This window comes from Arthrobacter phoenicis, from assembly GCF_047238215.1.
Taxonomy (GTDB): Bacteria; Actinomycetota; Actinomycetes; order Actinomycetales; family Micrococcaceae; genus Arthrobacter.
Map to the genome: position 1 here is coordinate 974,874 of NZ_JBDFMK010000001.1, position 23,322 is coordinate 998,195.

Below are 23,322 nucleotides of genomic sequence, written 5' to 3' on the forward strand. Positions count from 1 at the left end.
CCTCCTTGGTGGAGCGTCTGGACGGGCTGATGCCACAGACGCTACCGCAGGCAGGAAACGGCAGGGAGGGTTTTCACGATAAGCTTAGTAAGTGAACTTACTAAGCTGGATTCGGGGTCTACACGGCCTGGTTCAGCGCGGGTCCCTGCGGGAATATCGCCCGCGTGATCCCGCCGGCGGTGGCCTCGGACAGCTGGGCCAGGTAGTCGTTGCGGCGCCGCGGAGTGATCCGGGATTCGGGCTCGAAGCCGCGGTCCGGGTCGTCGGCGTAGTGGGCCGTGAGACCGTCGCGCATCAGCCGGATGGCTTCGGCGCGCTGCTGGGACACGGCGGCGTGGGTGGAGCCGAGTTCAGCGGCGAGGTCCTTGACGGTCCGGTCGCCGAAGTAGATCTCCTCGACCACGTAGCGCATCCGCTCGGGCAGGGACTTCACGGCGGCGCGCAGGTACTGGAGCCGCTCGTCGGCCAGGACCGAGCTCTCCGGGGACAGTGTTTCGGCGGCCAGCGTGTCGACGACGGCGTCATCCAGCGGGGTGAGGGTGCGCGAGGCGTCCGCGAGGGCGGCCTCCACGACGCTCTGCTGGACACCGAGGGCCGCGGCGATCTCGTCGACGGTGGGGGTCCGTCCGAGGGCGGAGGCCAGGGTCTCCTGCACCGACATGGTCTCTTTGATCCGGCGGCGTGCCGAGCGGGTGGCCCAGTCGCTGGCGCGCATTTCGTCGGCAAAGGCGCCGAGGATGCGGCGGCGGGCGAACGCGCCAAAGGGAACCCCGAGCCCGGGGTCGAAGGAATCGGCCGAGGTAATCAGGGCAACGGCACCAGCCGACGCCAGGTCATCGCGCGAGAGGTGGGACGCCTTCGAGCACAAATCTGAGACGAGGTAGCCAACCAGCGGAAGGTGCTGAGTGACCATCTCGTTGCGTTCCACGCGATTCAATAGTGTGTCCCCCCATGAGACCGGTTCAGGAGCTGTAAAACAGCGGAAGCCGCATCCCCAAACGGCCCCGTGCTCCCCCCATGGGAGTCGGTCTTCGACGGTCGGGTGCAGCGCCCAGATCGAAACCTATCACCTGATCCGGAATCTGCGTGTACCCTCAGGAAAAAGCTTGGCCGAAAATGCGGAAAGCCGCCATACGGCCGGGATGGCAAGGGAATGGGGCCCATGGGTGCGGGGGATCTTTCGGCGGCGCTGTGGCAGGAACGCCGGCAGCTTGAGCTGCTGTTGTTTCGGCTCGAAACGCAGCGCCTGCATCTGGCCGCCGGCAACCTCGCCTGGCTGAATTTCACCTCCTCCGAAATCGAGGCCGTACTGGACCGGCTCCGCTTCGAGGCGCTGGCCCGCAACGTCGAATCCGCGGCCGTGGCCGGTGAATGGGGCCTCCCGGCCCAGGCCACCCTGGTCGAGCTGATTGCCGCCGCGCCGCCCGGCGCCTGGCCCACGGTCCTGCAGGATCACCTCGACGGGTTGCGGGCCCTGCTGGGACGGCTCGCCGCCGCCTCCGCCACGAACGAAACCGCTCTCCTGGGGCTGGAACCGCCGGCGGCCGCGAGCCCCGCGGCGATGCTCGACCAGCTGACGCTGGCCGCCAACATTGAACGAGCACTGGCCATCACCCGGCGCGCCGCACAGCCGCTGATGGCCCAGTACCTCGGGGACGACGCGAACTCTCTCTAGCCGTTGGCTCCGGCAGCGGGTTCGGCGTCGGATGCCGGGGCGGCGGAATCGGAATGTGCCGGTGTGGAGGGGGCCGGTGCGGACGGTGCCGGTGTGGCGGACGCCGGCGCGAGCAGGCCGCGCAACGCGTCCTCGGTGCCGGACCCGTCGTCGGCGCCCGCCTGGGCGGCCGCGAGGTTCGCCGCGGCGATCGCCTCGATAACTTCCCTGCGCTGGATCGGGACGCCGCGGGGTGCCTCGATGCCGATCCGGACGCCGTCGCCGCGGCCTTCCAGAACAGTGATGACGATGCCGTCGCCGATCATGATCTGTTCGCCCGGCTTACGTGTGAGTACCAGCATTCTCTCAATCTACCCTTCGCTGCCGTCTGCGGCGGCCCATGGAAGCGGGTTGCCGGCCGGCTTCCCGTCGATCCATCCCACCGGGATGTTCAGTGCCTCGACGGTCTCCGGCGAGGAGGTGTACGCGGCGTCGACGACGGCCATGGCGTCGACCTCCAGCCGCGACCGGACCAGGTTGATCCAGCGGGCGGTGTCCGCGGTCTTCCGGCCGGCGTCCACCACCACCCAGACCTGGTCCGGGGAAAGGGCCGTGAGGGCCTGGAGCCGGGCCAAAGCGTGCCGGCCCTTGCCGAGGCCGAAAGCCGCGATGACCGTTTGTTCGGTTTCCACGGCGTGGGCGCGGGCCGCCGTCGCGCTCTGGCGGCCCTCCAGGTGCAGGTGGCCGTAGGCGCTGAGCTCGCCCGCGGTGCGCACGTCCGCCCCGCCGGCGGCGATGGACATGTCCAGGGCCGTGTCCAGCGGGTCGTCGCCCAGGCCCACCAGGACCACCAGGTCACCGGTGCCGCGCAGTGGAACCGGAGCAGAGATGCGTTTCGGGACCGATGTAGCCGCGGACCGTTCCTCGGTGCGGCGAACACTGTCGGCCGGTTCGGCGGGGCCGAGCAGGCTCACGGCGGCGGTGCGGGCACCGGCTGCCGCGGCGCCGGATGCCGTTCCGTCGGGTGCGCCTGCGGGTGCGCCGGCCGGTTGCGGCGCCCGTGCGGGTGCCGGAGCGGCGGCGGCCGACGGCGGTTGCAGCCCGGAGCCGAGCTGGTTCAGCAGTTCGGCGAATCCGGGCGTCTCCGTGGACAGTGCCGGCTGGGCCGGGCGGTGCATGGTCATCTCGGCGGCGTCGGCCTCGGCCAGCAGGGCCGCGATGGCGTCGCCCTGCAGGGCGTGGCCGGGCGCGGATACACGGGCCTGCTCGCCGGGGGTGGCAGCGGAAGCGGAGGGCCCCGGGGCGGCTCCACCGGAGGCACCAGCCGGCGGGGCCGGCGTAGCGGAAGCAGCGGGGTCAGCCTTCGCCGCCCGGCCTGCCTTGGCCGCCTTGGCGGCCTTGCGGCGGGACTTGCGGCCGGGCTCCTCGGCAGCCGGGGCTGCCGGGGACGCGCTCGGCTGAGCCGCCGACGCCGGCTGCGGTGCACCGGCCGGAGCGCCCGGCACGGACGGAGCGGCAGGCACCGTCGGCGAAGAAGAATCGGACGCCGCCGCCTGGGCCGCCGGGACGCCGTCGCCAATGATGACCGGGGCGCCGTCGCCGTCGGCGTTCAGCACGTCGGCGTCGGGCACCACCTCACCCGTGACGACGTCGTGCCGCGGCTGCAGCTCGACCACCGCCTCGTAGCGGTTGGCCGCAAACATCCCTGCGATGCCCGGGCTGATGACGCGTTCGGCCGAGACGATCCGCGCCGCGGGGCCGTACTGGGTCCGGGCCTTGGCCTGGATCTCCTCGAGCGAGGCTCCCTTAAGCCGATAGCGGTTCGGCATGGCGCACGACTCCTACGGTCTCGATCCGGACGTTGGCGGAGGTGACCTCCCGGTAGGAGAGCACCGGAAGGGACCCGGGCTGGGCGCCCATCAGGCGGTGGATGGCCGGGCGCAGGGCGGGGGCGCAGACCAGCACGGGTTGCCGGTTGGCGGCCGCCGCGGCGTCCATGGCGTTCTGGACCGAGCGGAGCACGGCGTCGAGGCGGTCCTGGCCCATGACGATCTGGCTGCCTCCCTCGGCGGGGCGCATGTCCTCCAGCATGGACTGCTCCAGCAGCGGGTCGATCATGATCACGTTCAGCACCGGGCCGTCCATGAAGCGTGCGGTGAGCGCCGGGCCCAGGGACTGGCGGGCCGCCTCCACGAGGGATTCCGGATCGGTGGAGACCTTGGCGCGGAGCGTGAGCGCCTCGTAGATCCGGGCGAGGTCGTTGATCGGGACCTGCTCGTCCAGGAGGCCCTGGAGGACCCGCTGCAGCTCGGCCAGGGAGAGCAGCGCGGGGGTGAGTTCCTCGACGGCGGACGGGCTCTGCTTCCGTACGCCTTCGGTGAGGACCCGGACGTCTTCGCGGGAGAGCAGCCGGGCGGCGTTGGCAGTGACGATCGAGGACAGGTGGGTGACCAGCACGGACACACGGTCGATCACGGTGGCGCCGGTCATTTCCGCGTTGTGCCGCATCTCGGCGGGGATCCACTTGCCGGCCAGGCCGAAGACCGGTTCGATCATCGCCACACCCGGCAGGGAATCCAGGGAGTCGCCGAGGGCCAGCATCTGCCCGGCCGGGGCACTCCCCCGCCCGGCCTCCACGCCGGCGATGCGGATGGCATAGGTGGCCGGGGGCAGGTCCACGCTGTCGCGGGTCCGCACCGGCGGGATGACCAGTCCCAGGTCCATGGCGATCTTGTGCCGGAGGGACCGGACCCGGGCCAACAGGTCGTCGGAGGCGCCGGAGACCATGTCCACCAGGTCCGGGGCCAGCAGGATCTCCACGGGGTGGATCCGCATCTCCTCGAGCAGTTTCTCGTTCGGGTCCTGTTCGGGGGCGCTCAGCGCGGCGGCCTCGGCCTCGCTGGCCTGGGCGGCCTGCCGCTGGGCGGCGACGGTGCGGCGCGAGGCCAGCACCAGGCCGGCGCCCACCAGGATGAACGGCAGCGGGGGCATGCCGGGGATCAGCGCCATGGCCATCGCGGCCACGCCGGCGATCATCAGGGCGTTCGGGGACTGCAGCAGCTGGGTGGACGCGGTCCGGCCCATGTCCGCCTCGGCGTTGGACCGGGTCACGATCATGCCGGTGGAGACGGCCATCAGCAGGGCCGGGATCTGGGTGACCAGGCCGTCGCCCATGGTCAGCAGGCCGTAGGTGCCCAGCGCGTCGCCGATCTGCTGGCCGCGCTGGAGCATGCCGATGGCGATGCCGCCGACAAAGTTGATGATGATAATGATGATGCCGGCAATCGCGTCGCCCTTGACGAACTTGGATGCACCGTCCATGGCGCCGTAGAAGTCTGCCTCGGCGGAGACCTCGGCGCGGCGGGCGCGGGCCTGGGTGTCCGTGATGAGGCCGCCGTTGAGGTCGGCGTCGATGGCCATCTGCTTGCCGGGCATCGCGTCGAGGGTGAAGCGGGCCCCCACCTCGGCGACGCGCTCGGCGCCCTTGGTGACGACGACGAACTGGATGACCACCAGGATCAGGAAGACGACGGCGCCGATGATCATGGAGCCGCCCACGGTCACCTTGCCGAAGGCCTCGATGACCTGGCCGGCGTAGCCGTTGCCCAGGACCAGGCGGGTGGAGGCCACGTTGAGGCCCAGCCGGAACAGGGTGGCCACCAGCAGCAGCGAGGGGAAGACGGAGAAGTCCAGCGGCTTCTTCACGAACATGCTGGTCAGCAGCACCAGCAGCGCCAGCAGGATGTTGCAGACGATCAGGAAGTCGAGCAGCGGTGCCGGGACCGGGACCACCAGCAGGAGCACGATGCCGACGATGCCGATGGGCACCGCCAGCCGGGCGAGCCTGTTGTTCATGACGCGGTCCTTTCACTGGGGCGTGCGCAGCAACGAGGGTTCATAGTGTGGCTCCCGCCATCCGGTGCAGCCCGGCGGCGGAGCCGCGGGCCTTGAGCGACATGACGAAGGCCAGGACGCCGGCGACGGCGTGGTAGAAATCGACCGGGATCTCCTGGCCCAGTTCGCAGGCGCCGTGCAGGGCCCGGGCCAGCGGGATGTCCTGCACCATCGGCACCTGCTTGTCCTCCGCTTCCTGGCGGATGCGGGCCGCGACGTGGCCGGCGCCCTTGGCCACCACGCGCGGGGCGGACTTGCCGGGCTCGTATTTGAGCGCGACGGCGACGTGCGTGGGGTTGACGAGGACGACGTCGGCGTCGCTGATCGCGGCGATCATGCGGTTCCGGCTCATCGCCAACTGCCGTGCCCGGCGCTGGGAGCGGATCAGCGGGTCGCCCTCGCTGCTCTTGTTCTCGTCCTGGACTTCCTTCTTGGACATCCGGGTTTTCTTGCGGTTCCGGCGCATGACCACGAAGAAGTCGACCGCGGCGAGGCCGATGCCGGCGAAGACCGCGAACTGCACCAGGGAGGCGACGCCGCCGCCGGCCGCCGCGACCACACCGGAGACCGGCAGGCCTCCGGCGGTCAGCAGCACCGGGATCAGTCCCTGCACCACGGAGTAGAGCACCAACCCGACGACGGCGACCTTGAGCAGCGCCTTCGCCCCGCCCCAGAGCGCCTGGGTGCCGAAGCTGCGCTTGAGCCCGTTGAGCAGGTTGAAGTTCTCGAAGTCGAGCCGGAACTTCTTGACGTGGATGCCGCCTTGCAGGGCGGACCCGATCAGCACCGAGAGGAACACCACCACCAGCATCGGGGTGATGATGCCGGTGACGGAGCCGAGTCCGTCGGTGAGGGCCTTCAGGGCCTTCGCCGGGTCCGGGTCCGCCATGACGGACCGGACGCTGAAGAGCTGGTCCACGGCGGAGTTGGCGCCGCTCTGGATGGTGGCGGGGATCATCACCGCGGCCGCGCCGACGGCCAGCCAGGCGGTGAGGTCCTGGGAGCGGGAGAGCTGGCCCTTGGACCGGACCTCCCGCATCCGCTTCTCGGTGGCCTGCTCGGTTTTCTCCTGTGAATCAGCCATCAGCCCACCCCCAGCACCGTCTTGGCGGCCTGCCCGGCCAGGGTGGACACGATCCGCGGCAGTGCAAGGAACAGGAAAGCTGCCAGCGAGAGGGTGAGCATGATCTTCAGCGGGAAGCCCAGCGAGAACGCGTTCAGCGCCGGCGCCACACGGGTCAGGAGGCCCAGGCCGACGTCGGCGAGGAACAGCACCACCAGCAGCGGCCCGGCAATCTGCACCGCGGCCAGGAACATCCCGGTCACGGCGGAGGTCATGGCCTGCACGGGCTGGGCGAGGTCGAGGCCGCCGGCCAGGGGCAGGGCCGTGAAGCTGCCGGTGAGTCCGGCGATGACCAGCTGGTAGCCGTCGGAGGCGAAGAGCAGCGCCAGGGCCGCCATCTGCAGCAGCCGGGTGAACTGCGCGCCGTTGACCATCATCTGCGGGTCGAACGCCTGGGCCATCTGGAAGCCGCTGAAGAGGTCGATCAGGCTGCCGGCGGACTGCACGGCGGCGAAGACCAGCAGCACCAGGAAGCCCAGGACCAGCCCGGTGGCCAGTTCCAAGACCACGGCCGTGAAGAACCCCGCGGTGTCCTTGGCGGTGTAGCCGCCGGAGACGCGGCTGGTGACGGCCAGGCCGAGGCCCACGCCCAGAATCGCCTTGATCCGCGCGGGGAAGGCGGCATGCGCGAACGGCGGTGCCACCACCAGGAACGCGGTCATCCGGACGCTGGCCAGAAGAAGGACTTCCAACCAGGTCTGGTCGATCGGGATGCCCACCTCACATGCCCCCGAGCAGTCCGGGGATCTTGGCGAAGAGGTCGTTGGTGAAGGACACCATTTCGGTGATCATCCAGTGCCCGCAGACCAACAGGGCCACGGCGACGGCGGCGAGCTTCGGCACGAAGGAGAGCGTGGCTTCCTGCAGCTGGGTGATGGACTGCAGCAGCGAAATGGCGAGGCCCACCACCAGCGCGGTCACCAGCACCGGGGCGGAGAGCTTCGCGGCGACGATCATGGCCTGGAGGCAGATGTCCAGGACGGCGTTGGCGTTCATCCGGTGCTCGCGTAGCTCTGGATCAGCGAGGTGATGATCAGGCCCCACCCGTCCACCAGAACGAACAGCAGGATCTTGAACGGCAGCGAGATCATGACCGGCGGGAGCATCATCATGCCCATGGACATCAGCGCGGCGGAGACCACCAGGTCGATCACCAGGAACGGAATGAAGATGACGAAGCCGATGATGAAGGCCGCGCGCAGCTCGGAGATCATGAACGCCGGGATGAGGGTCTGCAGCGGCACCGCGTCCGGGTTGGCGGGGTTCTCCATCCCCGCGGCCCGGGTCATCAGCGCGATGTCCTCCTCGCGCGTGTGCGCCAGCATGAAGTGCTGCAGCGGCACGGAACCGGCGTTGAGGGCGCCGTTGAAGTCGATGGTGCCGTTCAGGTAGGGCTGGACGCCGGTGGTGTTCATCTCGTTGATGACCGGCCACATGACGAAGATCGAGAGGAACAGGGCCAGGCCGGCCAGGACCTGGTTCGGCGGGATCGAGGGCAGCGAGAGAGCGTTCCGGGTCATCGCCAGCACCACGAAGATCTTGGTGAACGAGGTCATCATCAGCAGCAGCGCCGGTGCCACGGAGAGCAGCGTGATGCCGATCAGGGTCAGGACGGCGCTGGAGGGCTTCCCGTCCATGCCGTTGATCTCGATGTTGACGCTGCCGGTGTCAGGGCTCGCCGGGGCGGAGGGCGTGGCCGGGGGCGTCGGCGGCACCGGTGCGGCGTGGCCGGCGGCTGCGTTGAGCCACAGGATGAGGATGGCCAGGAGTACGGCGGCCAGGCCGAGGGCCAGGATTTTCTGGAAGCGGTCGACGGCGGCAGGTGCGGGCTGGAGCGTGGAGGAAGTGAGCGGGCGGATCAATTGCGGCGTCCGCTCCTGAGCGCGGCGGCGGCCTGCTTCCAGGTGGATCCGGAGAGGATCGACCCGTGCAGCGGCGGGTGGGTGGTGCCCGGGGTAGACCGGCCGGCGGCGGTGCGGGGGTGGCCGTCACGGTGCATGGAGCTTCGGCGGGACAACGGGCGCTCCGCGGCGGGGGCACCGGGCACGAAAGCGGCGGCGTCGTCGGTTGCCCCGGGAGCGGCAGGCACGGTTGCGGCAGGCACCGCGGCGGGGCCTGTGGCACCAGTGGCACCCGTGGCGGCGAGGATCTGGGCGAAGGCACCGGCGGCGCCGCGGCGCGGTTCGGCGTCGGCCACTTCAACCGGTTCCTCGGGGATGTCTCCGGTATGCAGGACGTTGACGGCGTGGTCGGTGACGCCCAGCAGGAAGCGCTGCCCGCCGGCGTCGACCACCACCACGGAGGCGCGCTGGCCGACGCTCTGGCGGCTCACCACGCTCAGGGTGGCGTCAGCCCGGCGTCGTCCCGGGCCTTTACCCAGGCGGCGCTGGAGCACCCAGATCAGGCCCAGCACCGCGCCCAGGGCTACAACAACCCGCAGCCCAAGGATCAGGGAGTCCATTCAGCTAAGTCCCTCGGCCACGTCGAGGATCCGGGTGATGCGCACGGCGTAGTCCTGGTCCAGGACAACGACCTCCCCATGGGCGATCAGGCGGCCGTTGAGCAGGACGTCGGCGGGGGCGCCGGCGGAGCGGTCCAGTTCGATGATCTTGCCCGGCTCGAGGGAGAGCACGTCGCGGACGGACATCCGGGTGCGGCCGATCTCCACGGTCAGGGCCATTTCGATGTTGTTGATGCGGCCCAGACGGCCGGCCACGGTGTCACCGCCGCCGAAGAGGTCGCCGCCGCGGTCCTGGCCGCCGCCGTGCTCGCGCAGGCGTACGGCGAACCAGGCGGCCGGGTTGGTGCCGTCGGAGAGTTCGAACACGGCCGTGTCCGGGTCCGTGAGCAGGCCGGAGGCGTCGGATTCGCGCAGGTCGGAGAGCACCCCGGCACCGAAGACCGAGCTGGCGGCCTCCATCGCGGGGCGGAGCACGTCGGTGACGGAGACGACGCCGCCGCGGCCGCCGGCCATCCCGCCGGCCGCCTCGTCCAGGAAGGTGCGGTCGCTGAGCATCAGGGCCAGGTCCGCGGTGACGGATCCGACGAAGGTGGCGGTGACGGCTTGCCGGGCGTACGCCGCGGCGGCCCGCGCCGGGACGAGGGCAGTTACCTTGAGGGCCACCGGGCTGGGCAGTTCCTCGACGAGCCGTTCCGCCGACGATTCGTGCTTGGTCAGGGTCATGCTCATTGGTGGTTCTCCTCGATGGTGACAATGACTGCAGCGGCCCGGGACCCGTTACGGGCGGGGGCGGCCGTTGCCAGCCGCGTGCCGTCCAGGGTCAGGTCAAAGGGCCGGTTTTCCAGGTGCGGGAGGGTCAGCACGTCGCCGACGGCGAGACCCAGGACCTGGCTGGGGGTGACGTAGGAGGTGGCCAGCCGGACGGACAGTTCCACCGGGACGCGTTCCAGCTGGGAACTGACCCGGGCGGCGGCGTCGCCGCGGTTGTCCGTGGGGTTGACCTTCTTCAACCGGCCCAGTAGCAGCGCCGCCGGGACGGCCAAGGTGGCGGGGGCGCTGATGTTGCCGACGTTGATGATGAACGCGGCGACGATCATCAGCTCGCTCGGCGCGGCGGCCTGGGCGAACTGGGAGTTGTACTGGACGGTGTCCACCTTGATGGCCTCGCTCAGCAGCGGGCCCAGGGAGTAGCCGAGGTCCTCGAGGGCCTCGTCCATCAGGCCCTTCACCAGCGCCTGCTCGATCTGGGTGAACTTCCGGTCCGGCATGGCCGTGTCCGTGGAAGCGCCCAGCATCCGGTTGATCCAGCCGAGGGCCGCGGGGGCGGGGAACTGGACCACCAGTTTGGAGTCCTGGGTGTCGACGGCGCAGAGCACCATGGCGGTCACCGCCGGCAGGGACGCGGCGTACTCGTCGTAGCTCTGCATCCGCACGTCCTCGAGCCGGACCACCGACTTGACGCGCACCTTGGCGGTCAGCTGGGTGCCCCACTGCCGGGCGAAGGTTTCGAAGGCGAGCTCCAGGACCCTGCTGTGCTCACGCGCCAGCGTCGCGGGACGCCGGAAGTCATAGACGCTGACGGTCCGCTCCCGTGCCACTTCCCGTTCATCCATAACACTCACGGATGCCACTATCGGCAAGGGAACCGGGCCGGTAAGGCTTCGGCGCGGCCTATTTCCCGCTGAGTTTCAGTACCTCGGGAATGAGCGCCCGGACGGTCTCCGGCTCGTTCGAGAGGACCACGATGTCCACGCGGCGGTTGCGTTCCATCAGCTCCGGCGTCGAGTCGTCGTTGACCTGCCGGGCCGAGCCGAAGGCGACGGCGCCGATCCGCTCGGGCGGGATGCTGCCGCGGTCCACCATGAAGCGCAGCACGTTGACGGCGCGGGCGGAGGACAGCTCCCAGGTGGAGGGGTAGGCGGTGATGCCGTTGGCGGCGTGGCCCTCCACCATGATCTCAAGCCCGGCCGGGGCGAGGATAGGCGAGATGATTTTGAGGACCTGGGTGGCGCGGTCGGTCAGCTCGGGCCGGTCCGGGGCGAAGAACGCCTGCGAGCCGATCAGCTTCACGGTCAGCCCGCGCTGGTCGATCTGGAACTCGACGTTCTCGGTCAGTCCGGCGGCGGAGAGGCCGGCCTTCATCTTCTCCTGCAGGGCGCGCAGCCGGTCCACTTCCTTCTTGGCTTCCTCCAGTTGCTGAGCCTGGTCCGCCGGGGCGGTCGCGGGAATCGAAGGCGGCGTGGTCGGCGGGGTGGAGGCCGGGGCTGACGCCGGGCTGGAGGCCGCGGCAAAGGCCTCGAGGTTCTTGTCCACGAAGTCGGGCGGCACGACCGTGCCTTCCGCGGTGTCCACGGTCTGGGTTGCCACCGTGCCGAAGCCGGTGGCCAGGGAGTTGCGGAGCTTTTCGAACTTGTTCGCGTCCACGGTGGACATGGCGTAGAGAACGATGAAGAGGCACATCAGGACGGTGACCATGTCCATGTAGGAGGCCATCCAGCGTTCGTCGACGTGGTGTGCCTCGGGCTTCTTGCGCCCGCGACGCCGGGAACTCACGCCGCGTCGTCCAGGCTGGCGGCCAGCCCGTCACCGCTGGGGGCCTTCTTGCCGGAGCCGGCGCTCTTGAGCTGGTGTTCGGGCACCATGGAGCGGAGCCGTTCGGCCAGCAGCAGGGGCTGGGCGCCGGCCTGGACGGCGAGCATGCCCTCCATCACCAGGGTCATGCGTTCGATTTCCAGTTCGGAGAGCCGGGCCATGCGGGAGCTGAAGGGCAGCCAGATGAAGTTCGCGGAGAGCAGGCCCCACAGGGTGGCGACGAAGGCCGCGGCGATCATCTGGCCGAGTTCGTCCGGCTTGGAGAGGTTCTCGAGGACGTGGGTCAGGGAGACGACGGTGCCGACGATGCCCACGGTCGGGGCGTAGCCGCCCAGGCTGGCGAAGAACTTCGAGGACGCGTGGTCGCTGCGGGTCTTCGTGTCGATCTCGTCCTCCATCTGCACGCGGAGGTCTTCGGCGTCGGTGCCGTCGGCGATGTTCTGGAGGGCGCGGGCGAGGAACGGGTCCTTGAGGCTGGCGGCCTCCTCCTCGAGGGAGAGCAGGCCCTCCGCGCGGGCCTTCTCCGCGAAGCGGACCATTTGGTCGATGCTTTCCTGCGGCTTGGCGGTCTTGCCCATGAACATTGCCGGCACGGCTTTGAACGCCTGGATGACGTCCTTGAGCGTGTTGCCGGCCAGGCCGACGGCCAGGGTGGCGCCGAACACCAGGACCATGGGCCCCGGCAGCAGCAGCGACGTGATGTTGCCGCCTTCTATGAAGACCATGCTGATCACGGCACCGAAGGCGAGGAGTATTCCGACGATTGTTGCGGGATCCATGGGTTACTTCCTCGGTGCTTCGGGGTCCGGCAAGCCGGCGTCGTCGTCCGTCTCCGCGTCCGGGACCAGGCTCAGCGGATAGCCGGTCACTGCGGGAAAGTCCCGGGCTTTGCTCAGCACGTAGGCGCGGTAGTCGGCGATCAGTTCGACCACTTCGGCCAGGCTTTCCAGCACCACGTAGGCGGCGCCGTCGAGCGTGACCAGATGGGTATCCGGGCTCTCGTGGATCCGTTCAATCAGGTCCGGGTTGACCGCGAAGCGCGTTCCGTTGAGGCGTGTGACGACGATCATGGGCCGATTCTGCTTTGGGGACGGCCTGGCCGGGGGCGGACAGGCGGGACGGGTGTTCTCCCTTCACTGTCGGCCGGCAGGGCCCGTTCGTTAGGCAGGGGCAGTCCCGGGCCCCACTCCCCCGGGTGCATGATCACCCGGCACGGCGCGTTGCCCCATCACTCACGGCTGTTATCCGGCCGGTTTGGCCGCGGTGAGTGATAGGGCAACGAAGACGGCGGTGCTAGCGCTTGAGCTGGGTGAGCTCCTGCAGGACCTCGTCCGAGGTGGTGATGATGCGGGCGTTGGCCTGGAAGCCGCGCTGGGCGACGATCAGGTTGGTGAACTCCTGGGAGAGGTCCACGTTGGACATTTCCAGGGAGCCGCCGGCGAGGGTGCCGATGCCGGGGTCGCCGGCCGCGCCGAGCTGGACGTTGCCGGAGTTGGCGGTGGCGACGTAGGAGGATCCGCCGGCCTTCTCCAGGCCGGCAGGGTTGGTGAACTTGGCCAGGGCGATCTTGGCGAGCACCTGCTTGGTGCCGTTGCTGAAGGACCCGATGAGGGAGCCGTCGTTGCCGAGGGTGAAGGATTCGAGCTTGCCCACGGGCGCGCCGTCCTGGCCCGCAACCGTAAGGGAGTTCATCGTGGCGTAGCCGGAGACCTTGGACACGTCGACGGTCAGGCCGCCGGCGGTCGTCAGGGTTCCCGCGGAGCTCAGCTTCCCATCGGCGGAGAAGGTCATGGAACCGATGGGAGTCGTCCCATCCGCGACGTTCCACTTTCCTGCGGTTTTGTCGAACGCGAAGTTCAGGGTCAGGGTGCTTTCGGCGCCGCTGGGGTCGTAGACCTTGACGACACGCTGGAGGGAGGTTCCATCGGCGGCGTCGCTGGGCAGGTTGCCGTCCAGCGTGACCTTCTTCGTGGCCGTGGCCACCATGGTGTTCGGGTTCAGCGTGATGTTGCCGATCGGACCGGCCGGGTCCACGGTGCCGCCGTTGGCGGTCCAGCCCTGCAGGATGCCGCCGTCGGGGCTGACCAGCTGGCTGTTGGCGTCGAAGGTCATGGACCCGGCGCGGGTGAAGAGCTGCTGGCCGCCCTTGTTGGTGATGAAGAAGCCGTCGCCGGAGATCATCATGTCCGTGGCGCGGCCGGTGCTCTGCGAGGAGCCCTGGGAGAAGTTGGTGCTGACGCCGGCCACCCGCACGCCGAGGCCGATCTGCGCCGGGTTGCTGCCGCCGGTCTGGCCCTGCGGGGCGGACGCGCCCTGGGTCATCTGGGACAGGGTGTCCTGGAACTGGGTGGTGGAGGACTTGAAGCCCGCCGTGTTGACGTTGGCAATGTTGTTGCCGGTGACGTCGAGCATGGTCTGGTGGGCACGGAGGCCGGAGATTCCGGAGTACAGCGAGCGGAGCATGGGAACTGCCTTTCTACGGGGAAGAGCTGATTAGGAGGCGGCGGGCGCCGTAATGCCGGAAATCGAATCGAGCGGGATGGAGAGGGTGCCGACCTTGACGGTCGGCACCGCGCCGGCGAAGGACACGGACCCGGCGAGGCCGGTTCCGGTGGTGCCGTCGCTGAGGGTGTAGTCGACGTTGTGCCCCACCAACTGGGCGGCGGCGGAGCGCATCTGCAGCGAGAACGCTTCCTTGCTGTTGGTGGTCATCTCGGTGGTCTTTTCCATCATGGAGAGCTGGATGGTCTGGCTCATCATCTGGTTGGTGTCCATCGGGGCGCTGGGGTTCTGGTTCTTCATCTGGGCCACCAGCAGCGTCATGAACACGTTGGCGTCCATAGTCTGGACGGGTGAGCGCACGGCGGACGCCGGCGTTGAGGTCCCCCCGACAGCCTGCGGGGTGACCGGCTGCGGAGCAATCGGCTGGATCGTCATGAGTCGCGTTCCTTTGTGTCAGACGAGAATGTCGAGGGTGGTTTGGGGGCCGTTCAGGATCCTGGCGGTGCGGAGCAAACTTTCGTCCGCCAGGGCGTCCCAGCGGTGGCCCGGCCGGCGGGCGCCCGGGGCGTCCTGGCCGCTGCCGGACCCGTAACCTCCCCGGCCCGGGTCCTGTCCACCGTCCAGCCAGGCATCGGGCCGGTTTTGCTGGCCGCCGTCCTGGCCGCCTGCCGGCGGCCCGTTCTGGTCCGAGAGGTTCAGGCTGGCACTGAAGCCGGCACCGGCGAGTTCCTTCCGCAGTTCGGGCAGGAGTCCCCGCACCGCCTCGCGGCCGGCCTCCGCCGGGGCGAACAGCTCGATCCGCACCCCGGTCGCGTCGATATGCGCGCGGACGGTGAGCGGTCCCAGGTCCTCAGGGGAAACCTTCAGGGTCATGATGTGCTGTCCGGGCGCGGCCGCGGCGAGGGTGAAGAGAGGCTTCGCCAACTGGGGCAGCAGCGGCGGCTGCGGTGCGGCGGGCGGGGCGGCAGGTGCGGGTGCGGCCGACGCCGGCACGGCCGACGGCGCGGTCGGGGCAGCGGTTGCACCGGCGAAGGCAGCGGCGGCCGAGGCGTCGGCGGCGGGAGCCACGGTGGCCGGGGTTCCGGCGGCGTCGGGTGTGGCGGGCGCTCCGACGGCGGCAGCCGCCGCCGGAACCGGCTGCGCAACCGACACAGCCGAGGCGAAGACGGCCGGCACTGCCACGGATGCAGCGCCTGCCTGGGCGCTGGTGGGCGCGGCTGCGGCTACGCCTGCGGCGCCCACGACGCCGGTCCGGTCCTGACCCGGCAAGAGGCTGGATGGTCCGGTCGTTGGGGTGATGGTCCCGGCGGCAGGATCCGCGGCAACGATTCCTGCGGCTGGGCTCTCCGGCTGGTGGTCCGCGGCTGCGGAGCCGGGACGGGCGCCGGCCCCACCGGCGGCGGCGGTCGCGGCTGATGCGAACTGCTGAGCCGCGGAGGCCACAGCGGGCGCTGTAGTGGCAAGGCCAGCGATAGGTCCGGCTGCGGTTCCGGCTGCCTGGCCTCCGGTTGCGGTGGGACTTCCTGCCGGCGCTGCGGCCTGGCCAAGGGTGCGCGCGAGCGCCCCCTGCCGGCTTAGGCCGTCGGCGGCTACGGCTGCCTGGGCTGTCGGGGTGGCTGCCGACCCGCCGGTCGCGGCGCCGAGCTGAGCGGCACCGGGATCGGCAATCGGGGTGCCGGCGGTCCCCACTCCGGTCAGATCAGGGGTGGCCGACGTCGGCTCGGCCGCAGCGGAGGATGCGGCACCGGCCTGCGGTGCCCCGATCTGCGTCGCAACGGCCTGCGGAGCGGCAGGCTGCATCGCAGTGGCAGGGGCAGACGCACCGGCAGCAGCGCCGGCGGCTTCGTCGGCCGGCGCGGACGTGCCGGCGCGGCGCGCTGGCTTGCCAGCCGAGTGGCCTGCGGCGCCGCGGTCGTGCCCGGAACGGTCGTCGACGGCAGTCGGCGCCGGGCGCCCTGCCCGGGCACCGGCGTCGTGCGTGGTTTCCGGCTGGGACCTGCGCGTGGCGCCCTCGACGGCGTCGTTCAGGGCACTGCCGAAGCGTTCCCCCGTCCCCGCGGCGGAACGGGAACCCGACTGCGCGCCGCGTGCCGCGGCCGTGGTCTTCGTGAGGGCGGACGCCAGGTCCGCCGACACCGGGGCCTTCACGAGCCGGCTCCGGCCGGGACAATCCGGCGGATCGCGGTCAGGTTGGACTGCTGCTCCCAGGCGTCCCGGATCTGGATGGTTTTCCCGGGGACGGGGGCGTCGATCGCCTTGCCGTTGCCGAGGTAGATGGAGATGTGGTTGCCGCCGAAGCTGATCAGCAGGTCACCCGGCTTGGCCTGGGCCAGGGAAGCCACCGGGGTGCCCACCTTCATCTGGTCGCTGACGACGCGGGGAATGTCGACGCCCAGGTCCTTGAAGACCCGCTGGGTGAAGCCGGAGCAATCCATGCCCGTGGCCGGGTTGGTCCCGCCCCAGACGTACGGCACGCCGATGTACTTCTTGGCCATGGCGACGACGTCGGTGCCGGTGGCGCCGCCCGCGGCGACCGGCGCTGCTGCGGGGGTGGTCGGGAGGGCGAGTCCGGTCAGGGCGCCCAGGCCCAGGCCCGGGGCCGCACCGGTCAGGGAAGACAGGTCGGTCTGCGTGGTGCCGCCGGTGCCGCCGAGGGCCGCCGTGAGCGCGTCGGTGAATGCAGCGGAGTTTGCGGTTCCGGTGCCGGACGCCAGCGTTGACACGGCCGAGGCCTTCTGCGCCGCGGCGGTGCTTTGCGCGGTCTGCGCGGGACGGGTCAGTTCCGCGATCATCGATTGGATGCCCTGCATCCGGCCCAGGGCCTCCGCCATGCTCATGAGCGCACCTGCTGTTCGTCCCGGTGCCAGATGGTGGAGGAAATCTCATCCAGGGCGGACTGTTCGGCGCGGAGCTCCTCGGAGGCGACCTCGGCGTGGTGCCGGGCGGCCAGCTTCTCCAGTCCCACCGAGCGGGTGCGCGCGGCGATGAACTCCTCGCGTGCTGCCGTCTCGTCGGCTTCGGCCACGCGGCTGAGGGTCTGCAGGTCCGCCAGCATGCTGTGCGACGCCGAGCGGGCCGCCGCGACGGCACGCATCGACGCCGAGCTGACGATGTCCGGGTCAGTGTCCGCCAGCTGGCGGCGCACCGAGGCTTCCCGGGCGCGCGCCGAGGTGGACCGTGACCGGGCGCGGGCCAGGCCGGAGGCGGCCTGGTCCTGCTGGATTTGGCGCAGGCGCAACAACCCGGCCAGTGAGAATTGCCGGCTCATGCTGCGGCTCCCAGGATCGACGTGAGGTGGCCCAGCTGGCGCCAGGACTCGGGGTGGGGGGTTGACTCTTCCATCGGCTGCTGCAGGAACGCGGCCACGGCATCTTCGTTGGCCAGCGCCGCGTCCACGAGCGGGTTGGTGCCGGACTGGTAGGCGCCGACGTCGATCAGGTCCTGCGCGGACTTGCGGGCCGCCATGACCTTTCGCAGGGCTGCGGCGGCGGCCAGGTGCGGCCGGGCGTTGACCTTGGATGCGACGCGGGAGACGGAGCCGAGCACGTCCACGGACGGAAAATGGCCGGTCACGGCAAGCTTGCGGTCCAGCACCACGTGCCCATCCAGGATGGAGCGGGCCGCGTCGGCGATCGGTTCGTTGTGGTCGTCGCCGTCCACCAGGACCGTGTAGATGCCGGTCACGGACCCGGTTTCGGCGGTGCCGGCGCGCTCCAGCAGGCGGGCCAGAATGGAGAAGGTCGACGGCGGGTAGCCGCGGGTGGCGGGCGGTTCGCCGGCGGAGAGGCCGATCTCGCGCTGGGCCATGGCCACGCGGGTGAGCGAGTCCATCATTAGGACCACGTCCTGCCCGGCGTCGCGGAAGGACTCGGCGATCCGGGTGGCGGTGAAGGCCGCACGCATGCGCATGAGGGCCGGCTCGTCGGAGGTGGCGACCACGACGACGGAGCGGGCCAGACCTTCGGGGCCGAGGTCGTCCTCGAGGAATTCGCGGACTTCACGGCCGCGCTCCCCCACCAGGGCGATCACGGACACCTGGGCGTCGGTGCCCCGGGCGATCATGGACAGCAGGGAGGACTTGCCGACGCCGGAGCCGGCGAAGAGGCCCATGCGCTGGCCCTTGCCAAGAGTGGTCATGGTGTCCAGGACCCGCACCCCGGTCTGCAGCGGGGTGTCGATCCGGGCGCGTTTCATGGCGTTGGGCGCCTCGTTGTCGATCGGCACGCGCGGGCCGCTGAGCAGCGGGCCCTTGTCGTCGATCGGCCGGCCCAGGCCGTCCAGGACGCGGCCGAAGAGCCCCGCGCCGGTGGGCACCAGAACGTTTCCGCCCTTGGCACGGACCGGGTCCCCGGCGGCAATGCCGGCGAGCCGTCCCAGCGGCATACACCGCACGGAACCGTCCAGGGCGGCGACCACCTCGGCGTCGAGCCCGGGGTTTTCGCCCACCGTGAGCAGGTCACCGAGCGCGCAGTCCAGGCCGGAGACCTCCAGGCCCAGGCCCATGACGGAGGTGACGATGCCGACGCGCTGCGGAGCGGCAGCGGCGAGGGCGGCCTCGAAGTCAGCGGCACGGGGCCGCCACAGCGTTTTCATGGCCGGCCTCCCGGAGCGGGAGGGGCGGCGGGGTATTGGTGGTCGTCGAGCAGGGCCGCCTTGGCCCGGGCCAGGGCGGTGCCGAGGCTGGCGTCGAGCCAGCCCTGCTGATATTCGACCTTGGCATCGCCGCGCTGCAGGGACGGGTCCGCCACGAGCGGCAGCCCGCCGGGTTCGTCCTGCCCTTCGCGGCGCAGGACCTCGATGTCGGCCGGGTGCAGCCGGATGGCCAGGACGGTGGCGGCGTCGGACCCGGAGAGGGCCCGGGCCAGCGCGGCGCGGGCCGTCCGGGTACCCTCGGCGAGTTCGTAACCGAGGATCGCCTCGGCCAGTTCCAGGGCGGTACGCGCCAGCACCTCTTCGGCGTCGTGCAGGGCCTGGACGTTGCGGTGGGCGAAGTCGGTGCGGGCGACGGCCAGGGCTCGGACGGCGCGGTCCAGGTCCTGCTGCCCGGCGGCCAGGGAAGCTGCCTGTTCGGCGGCCATCCGGTCACGCCAGCGGCGCTGTTCCTTGGCGGCTGCGCGGACGCCGGCGGCGTACCCGGCGGCGTGGCCCTCGGTGTAGCCGGCCTGCTCGTTGGCGGGGCCGGTGGAGCGCAGCGACGGGAAGACGATCCGGGCAGGAGCCTCCCCCGCGGCGTCCGCCGTCGTCGCGCTCGCGGGGCTCCGCCCGTCAGTAAACATAGTCCTCTTCGTCCCCGCGGTGGATGACGATCTGGCCCTCGTCGACCAGCTCGCGGATGGAGCGGACGACGGCGGCGCGCGCCTCCTCGATCTGCGAGGCGCGGAGCGGGCCGAGCGCGGCAATCTCCGACTCCAGGATCTCCAGGTTGCGGCCGGAGACGTTGGTGGTGATGGTCTCCAGGACCTGCTCGGTGGCGCCCTTCATGGCCACCGCCAGCACCGAAGCGTCCAGGCCGCGGAGCACCAGCTGCACGTCGCGGCGTTCGAGCTTGATGATGTCGTCGAAGGTGACCATCTGGGCGCGGATCTCTACCGCCAGGTCCGGGTCCAGCAGGTCGAGGCCGTCCAGGACGGAGCGTTCGGTGCCGGCGTCGGTCCGGTTGATGATCTCCAGCAGCGGCTGGATGCCGCCCACCACCTTGGAGGCCTGCTGCGAGACGGCGGCGCCGCCGCGGAGCTTCAGGGTGTCCGCGACGATGCCGATCGCCTCGGGCGCGCCGGAGCCCATGGTGGCGATGCTGAGGGCGACGTCGGCACGCAGCGAGCCGGGCAGCCCGGACATCACAGCGGAGGCCTTGCGGGGGCTCAGGTGGGCCAGGACCAGGGCGATGGTCTGCGGCAGTTCGCCGTCGATCAGTGCCAGGATCTGTACCGGCTCGATGTCCTCGAGGAACTCGAAGGACTTGCCGGCCATGTTCACGGTCAGGCGGTTGATCAGGCCGGCGGCCTTCTCCGAACCGAAGGAGGCCTCCAGCAGGCCCTCGGCCAGTTCCCGGCCGCCGCGGGCGGAGCGCGGGCTGCTGAGGGCGGCCTCGTGGAAGTCCTTCATGATCTTCTCGGCGGTCTCCGGGTCCACCTTGCGGAGCCGAACGATCTCCGCGGCGATCTCCTCGGCCTCCATGTCGGTCAGCTGCGCCATCACCAGGGCTGCGTTGGTGGGGCTCATCTGCATCAGCACGACGGCGGCACGCTGCGTGCCGGTCAGGGCCTCACCGGTTTTCATACCGGCTGCCTGTCATCCATCAGGCCGCGCAGGTAGTCCGCGGCCTTCTCCGGGTTGTTGGCCACCATGGCGTCGATTTCCTGCATGCGGCGCTCGGCCTCGAGGACCTCGGGGGCCGGTGCGGGCAGCGGCAGGGGCTCCAGCGGCCGGGCGATCAGCGGAATGGCGGAGGTTGCCGGTGCCGGATCCAGCGCGGTGACGGTGGGAACGGGCGGCAGCAGGTCCAGGCGTTCGCCCAGGTCCACCGGTTCCCGCTTCTGGCGGCGGCGCAGGATGATCGTGATGATGAGGGCCAGGATCAACAGGCCCAGCAGGATGCTGCCGGCGGTGATGAGGGTGCCGAAGAAGGCCTGCTGCTTCTGCGCCTCGATCTCGGCCTTGGCGGCATCCAGGGAGGCGTTGGCCTGGTCGGCCGCCGCGGTGCTGAAGGGGATCACCTCGACGGTGACGACGTCGCCGCGGTTCTTGTCGACTCCGGCGGCGGAGGTGACCAGGGCCGTGAGGGAGCCGATGTTCAGGCCGCCGGCGGCGGACTGGCTGACGGCCACGGAGATGGTCTGGCGCTTGATCGCTCCCGGCGGGATGGTGCGGTCCTCGGTGACCTTGTTGACGGCGTTGTTCTTGGTCTCGGTGGTGGAGTCGAAGTTGCCGTTGCCGCTGCTGCCGCCGGGGACGGAGATGTTGTCCGGGCCTAGGACGCCGGCGGCGCCTCCCCCGGTGCCGGTGTATTTCTCCGTCTTGGACGACTCGCTCAGCGGCAGGGCGCCGGCGGTGTTGGAGAAGGTCTCGCTCTTCTGCTGCGCGGATTCGCCGGTCACGTCCGCGGCGACGGCCACCGTGGAGTTCCCCGGGCCCACCACGCGGTCCAGGACGGCGCGGACGGCGTCGCCGGTGCGCTGCTGGTAGTCCGTGGCCTGTTTGGAGGAGCTGCCCGCCGTCGTGCCGCCGACCGTGGACAGGACGTTGCCCTGGGAGTCCACGACCGAGACGTTGGAGGGCTTGAGGTTTTCAATCGCGGCGGAGGTCAGGTGGACGATCGCCTGGACCTTGTCGCTGGAGAGGGTCACGCCGGGGGCGGTCTCGATGAAGACGGAGGCGGTGGTGTCCGGGGTCTTGGAGACGAAGACGGTCTTCTCCGGGATGGCCAGCCGGACGGCGGCGGTCTTCACGCCTTCCATGGCGCCGATGGTGCTGGCGAGTTCGCCTTCGAGGGCCCGCTTGTAGGTGACCGACTGCTGGAACTCCGAGGACGTGACACCCATCTTGTCCAGCAGCGAATAGCCGGTGGCGGCCGCGGTGGGCAGTCCGGCGGAGGCCGCCTTAAGGCGCTCGTCGTAGACCTTTTCCTGCGGCACCAGGACGGTGGCGCCGCCGTCGCTGAGCTCGTAGGGGACGCTGTCCTTTTTCAGCTGGTCGACGATCGCGCTGGCGTCGGCGCTCTTCAGGCCGGAGAACAGCGGCGTCATGGACGGCTTGGACAGCCAGGCCGAGAGCGCGACGATGCCGACCACCAGGAGGGCAGCGCCGATGACGGCCAGGGTGCGCTGGCCGGTGGTGAAGCTTTTGAGTCCGTTGCCAAAGCGCTGGAAGAAGATGGTGATCTGCGGAGGCATCAGGCCTGCATCCTCATGATCTCGTTGAACGCGTCAACGCCCTTGTTGCGCAGCGAGGCGACCAGTTCCAGGGTGACCTGGGCGCGGGTGGCGGCGATGGTGGCGTCCTGGATGTCGTTGAGGTTGCCGGTGACGGCGGAGACGGCCAGCTGGTTCGACGTGGTCTGCAGCTGCTGGAGGTTATCGACGGCGCCGGTGAGGGACGCCGCGAAGCCGGAACCGTCGGTGCCGGAGACGGCAGAGGCTCCGCCCACGTAGTCCGTGGGCATGACGCCCTGGACCGGGGCGATGGGGGAAACGGGCATCAGGATCGTCCAATCTCAAGGGCAGCCATGTAGGTCTCACGGGCGCGGTCGACCACCTGGGCGTTGGCCTGGTAGCCGCGCTGGGCGACAATCAGGGAGCCCATCTGTTCGGCCATGTCGATGTCCGGGTACTTCACGTTGCCGTTCGCATCCGCCAGCGGGTGGTCCGGCTGGTAAACGATTCGCCCGGCGCCGCTGCCCAGGGGTGTGCTCTTGACGTAGACACCCTCGCCGTCCGGGCTTTCGGACGCCTCCACGTACTTCTGCTGGAAGGCATTGCCGGACGTGGCGGAAACGTTGTTCATGTTGGCGAGGTTGTCCGAGACAGCGTCGAGCCACTTGCGGTGGACCGTGAGGGCGGACCCGGCGATGCCGATGGCGTCAAAGGTCATTAGTTGGTCCTCATTGCCGAACGGACGCCGCTGAATTCGTAGCCGATCGCACGGGAGGCGAACTGGAAACGGAGCACGGTGTCAATGTTGGAAAGCGTCTCGGTATCCAGGTTCACGTTGTTGCCGTTGAGCTGGGTGGGTTCCAGGGAGGACGCCGTCGTGGCCTGCACACGGCCGTCGCCGGACTGCACCGATTGGGCCAGGGCATCCTCGAAGCTGACGCGCTGGGCATGGTAATTCGGCGTGTTGACGTTCGCGATGTTGTTCGCGATCGCGCGCTGGCGCTGGGACAACCCGTTGAGGGCGCTGGCCAGGGCGGCGGAAGTCACGGATTCGAGCACAGAGTCCTGCCTGGGAAAGGGTGGGGCTTGGCCGATCCGTGGCCGGGAAACGAGCGATCCGTGCTCTTACTGTGGTTATCGGCACAGCTCAGGGCCGCGTTAGGGAAATTTGAAACAACTTTTTCGGGAGGATTTTGCCGAATGCCGGCGACCGGGCCTGTCCCCG

The 23,322-nt window shown here is 70.1% G+C and carries 27 protein-coding genes; 1 reads left to right on the plus strand and 26 read right to left on the minus strand.

Annotation, left to right across the window (positions count from 1 at the left end):
• Window positions 1-118 precede the first annotated feature (118 nt).
• On the minus strand, window positions 119-937 hold the full coding sequence (locus ABC337_RS04305; RefSeq protein ID WP_412882217.1) for a sigma-70 family RNA polymerase sigma factor: 819 nt from the start codon (window positions 935-937) through the stop codon (window positions 119-121).
• A gap of 216 nt (window positions 938-1,153) precedes the next feature.
• On the opposite strand from ABC337_RS04305, the gene flgN reads away from it, so the two are divergent.
• Window positions 1,154-1,675 carry a flagellar export chaperone FlgN gene (flgN, locus tag ABC337_RS04310; RefSeq protein ID WP_412882216.1) on the plus strand — a complete coding sequence of 174 codons (522 nt, stop codon included), beginning with the start codon at window positions 1,154-1,156 and terminating at the stop codon, window positions 1,673-1,675.
• Here flgN and ABC337_RS04315 read toward each other — a convergent pair.
• From ABC337_RS04315 to flgB, 25 genes are all read right to left on the minus strand, one after another.
• Entirely contained in the window at window positions 1,672-2,016 is a 345-nt protein-coding gene (locus tag ABC337_RS04315) for a carbon storage regulator (protein ID WP_412882215.1), read from the minus strand. The two genes, flgN and ABC337_RS04315, sit on opposite strands and share 4 nt — an antisense overlap.
• A gap of 9 nt (window positions 2,017-2,025) precedes the next feature.
• The gene (locus ABC337_RS04320) at window positions 2,026-3,483 is read right to left on the minus strand and encodes a hypothetical protein (protein WP_412882214.1); all 1,458 of its coding nucleotides are present in this window, start codon (window positions 3,481-3,483) and stop codon (window positions 2,026-2,028) included.
• Window positions 3,461-5,509, minus strand: coding sequence for a flagellar biosynthesis protein FlhA (locus tag ABC337_RS04325; protein WP_412882213.1), 2,049 nt, complete (start codon window positions 5,507-5,509; stop codon window positions 3,461-3,463). Before ABC337_RS04325 ends, ABC337_RS04320 begins: the two co-directional genes overlap by 23 nt.
• Before the next feature lie 40 nt (window positions 5,510-5,549).
• Complete coding sequence (locus tag ABC337_RS04330) at window positions 5,550-6,632, minus strand: EscU/YscU/HrcU family type III secretion system export apparatus switch protein (RefSeq protein ID WP_412882212.1); 1,083 nt, start codon at window positions 6,630-6,632, stop codon at window positions 5,550-5,552.
• A complete protein-coding gene (locus ABC337_RS04335) occupies window positions 6,632-7,390 on the minus strand; it encodes a flagellar biosynthetic protein FliR (protein WP_412882211.1) in 759 nt (252 codons plus the stop codon). The genes ABC337_RS04330 and ABC337_RS04335 overlap by 1 nt, the downstream gene beginning before the upstream one ends.
• 1 nt (window position 7,391) lies before the next feature.
• On the minus strand, window positions 7,392-7,667 hold the full coding sequence (gene fliQ, locus ABC337_RS04340) for a flagellar biosynthesis protein FliQ (protein WP_290258740.1): 276 nt from the start codon (window positions 7,665-7,667) through the stop codon (window positions 7,392-7,394).
• Window positions 7,664-8,533, minus strand: a complete 870-nt coding sequence (gene fliP / locus ABC337_RS04345) for a flagellar type III secretion system pore protein FliP (RefSeq protein WP_412882210.1) — start codon at window positions 8,531-8,533, stop codon at window positions 7,664-7,666. Before fliP ends, fliQ begins: the two co-directional genes overlap by 4 nt.
• Window positions 8,530-9,132: a flagellar biosynthetic protein FliO gene (gene fliO / locus ABC337_RS04350; RefSeq protein ID WP_412882209.1), complete on the minus strand. Its 603-nt coding sequence runs from the start codon at window positions 9,130-9,132 to the stop codon at window positions 8,530-8,532. The genes fliP and fliO overlap by 4 nt, the downstream gene beginning before the upstream one ends.
• Window positions 9,133-9,861, minus strand: a complete 729-nt coding sequence (gene fliN / locus ABC337_RS04355; protein WP_290258742.1) for a flagellar motor switch protein FliN — start codon at window positions 9,859-9,861, stop codon at window positions 9,133-9,135.
• The gene (locus tag ABC337_RS04360; protein WP_400159998.1) at window positions 9,858-10,745 is read right to left on the minus strand and encodes a flagellar motor switch protein FliM; all 888 of its coding nucleotides are present in this window, start codon (window positions 10,743-10,745) and stop codon (window positions 9,858-9,860) included. Before ABC337_RS04360 ends, fliN begins: the two co-directional genes overlap by 4 nt.
• A 58-nt stretch (window positions 10,746-10,803) precedes the next feature.
• A complete protein-coding gene (locus ABC337_RS04365) occupies window positions 10,804-11,685 on the minus strand; it encodes an OmpA/MotB family protein (RefSeq protein WP_412882208.1) in 882 nt (293 codons plus the stop codon).
• Window positions 11,682-12,503, minus strand: a complete 822-nt coding sequence (locus tag ABC337_RS04370) for a motility protein A (protein WP_412882207.1) — start codon at window positions 12,501-12,503, stop codon at window positions 11,682-11,684. Before ABC337_RS04370 ends, ABC337_RS04365 begins: the two co-directional genes overlap by 4 nt.
• Before the next feature lie 3 nt (window positions 12,504-12,506).
• Window positions 12,507-12,794 carry a flagellar FlbD family protein gene (locus tag ABC337_RS04375; protein ID WP_412882206.1) on the minus strand — a complete coding sequence of 96 codons (288 nt, stop codon included), beginning with the start codon at window positions 12,792-12,794 and terminating at the stop codon, window positions 12,507-12,509.
• A 223-nt stretch (window positions 12,795-13,017) separates the two neighbouring features.
• Entirely contained in the window at window positions 13,018-14,187 is a 1,170-nt protein-coding gene (locus ABC337_RS04380) for a flagellar hook protein FlgE (protein ID WP_412882205.1), read from the minus strand.
• Between the two features lie 30 nt (window positions 14,188-14,217).
• Window positions 14,218-14,661, minus strand: coding sequence for a flagellar hook assembly protein FlgD (locus ABC337_RS04385; RefSeq protein WP_412882204.1), 444 nt, complete (start codon window positions 14,659-14,661; stop codon window positions 14,218-14,220).
• Window positions 14,662-14,679: 18 nt separating this feature from the next.
• The gene (locus ABC337_RS04390; protein ID WP_412882203.1) at window positions 14,680-16,374 is read right to left on the minus strand and encodes a flagellar hook-length control protein FliK; all 1,695 of its coding nucleotides are present in this window, start codon (window positions 16,372-16,374) and stop codon (window positions 14,680-14,682) included.
• Window positions 16,371-17,063 carry a C40 family peptidase gene (locus tag ABC337_RS04395; protein ID WP_412882202.1) on the minus strand — a complete coding sequence of 231 codons (693 nt, stop codon included), beginning with the start codon at window positions 17,061-17,063 and terminating at the stop codon, window positions 16,371-16,373. Before ABC337_RS04395 ends, ABC337_RS04390 begins: the two co-directional genes overlap by 4 nt.
• Window positions 17,060-17,494, minus strand: coding sequence for a flagellar export protein FliJ (locus ABC337_RS04400; RefSeq protein WP_412882201.1), 435 nt, complete (start codon window positions 17,492-17,494; stop codon window positions 17,060-17,062). Before ABC337_RS04400 ends, ABC337_RS04395 begins: the two co-directional genes overlap by 4 nt.
• Window positions 17,491-18,819 carry a FliI/YscN family ATPase gene (locus ABC337_RS04405; protein ID WP_412882200.1) on the minus strand — a complete coding sequence of 443 codons (1,329 nt, stop codon included), beginning with the start codon at window positions 18,817-18,819 and terminating at the stop codon, window positions 17,491-17,493. The genes ABC337_RS04400 and ABC337_RS04405 overlap by 4 nt, the downstream gene beginning before the upstream one ends.
• Window positions 18,816-19,502, minus strand: a complete 687-nt coding sequence (locus ABC337_RS04410) for a FliH/SctL family protein (RefSeq protein ID WP_412882199.1) — start codon at window positions 19,500-19,502, stop codon at window positions 18,816-18,818. Before ABC337_RS04410 ends, ABC337_RS04405 begins: the two co-directional genes overlap by 4 nt.
• Window positions 19,492-20,505, minus strand: coding sequence for a flagellar motor switch protein FliG (gene fliG, locus ABC337_RS04415; protein ID WP_412882198.1), 1,014 nt, complete (start codon window positions 20,503-20,505; stop codon window positions 19,492-19,494). The genes ABC337_RS04410 and fliG overlap by 11 nt, the downstream gene beginning before the upstream one ends.
• On the minus strand, window positions 20,502-22,118 hold the full coding sequence (gene fliF, locus ABC337_RS04420) for a flagellar basal-body MS-ring/collar protein FliF (protein ID WP_412882197.1): 1,617 nt from the start codon (window positions 22,116-22,118) through the stop codon (window positions 20,502-20,504). Before fliF ends, fliG begins: the two co-directional genes overlap by 4 nt.
• Entirely contained in the window at window positions 22,118-22,423 is a 306-nt protein-coding gene (fliE, locus tag ABC337_RS04425; protein ID WP_412882196.1) for a flagellar hook-basal body complex protein FliE, read from the minus strand. Before fliE ends, fliF begins: the two co-directional genes overlap by 1 nt.
• On the minus strand, window positions 22,423-22,815 hold the full coding sequence (locus ABC337_RS04430; RefSeq protein ID WP_412882195.1) for a flagellar basal body rod protein FlgC: 393 nt from the start codon (window positions 22,813-22,815) through the stop codon (window positions 22,423-22,425). Before ABC337_RS04430 ends, fliE begins: the two co-directional genes overlap by 1 nt.
• Entirely contained in the window at window positions 22,815-23,156 is a 342-nt protein-coding gene (flgB, locus tag ABC337_RS04435; RefSeq protein WP_400159970.1) for a flagellar basal body rod protein FlgB, read from the minus strand. Before flgB ends, ABC337_RS04430 begins: the two co-directional genes overlap by 1 nt.
• Between the last annotated feature and the right edge of the window lie 166 nt (window positions 23,157-23,322).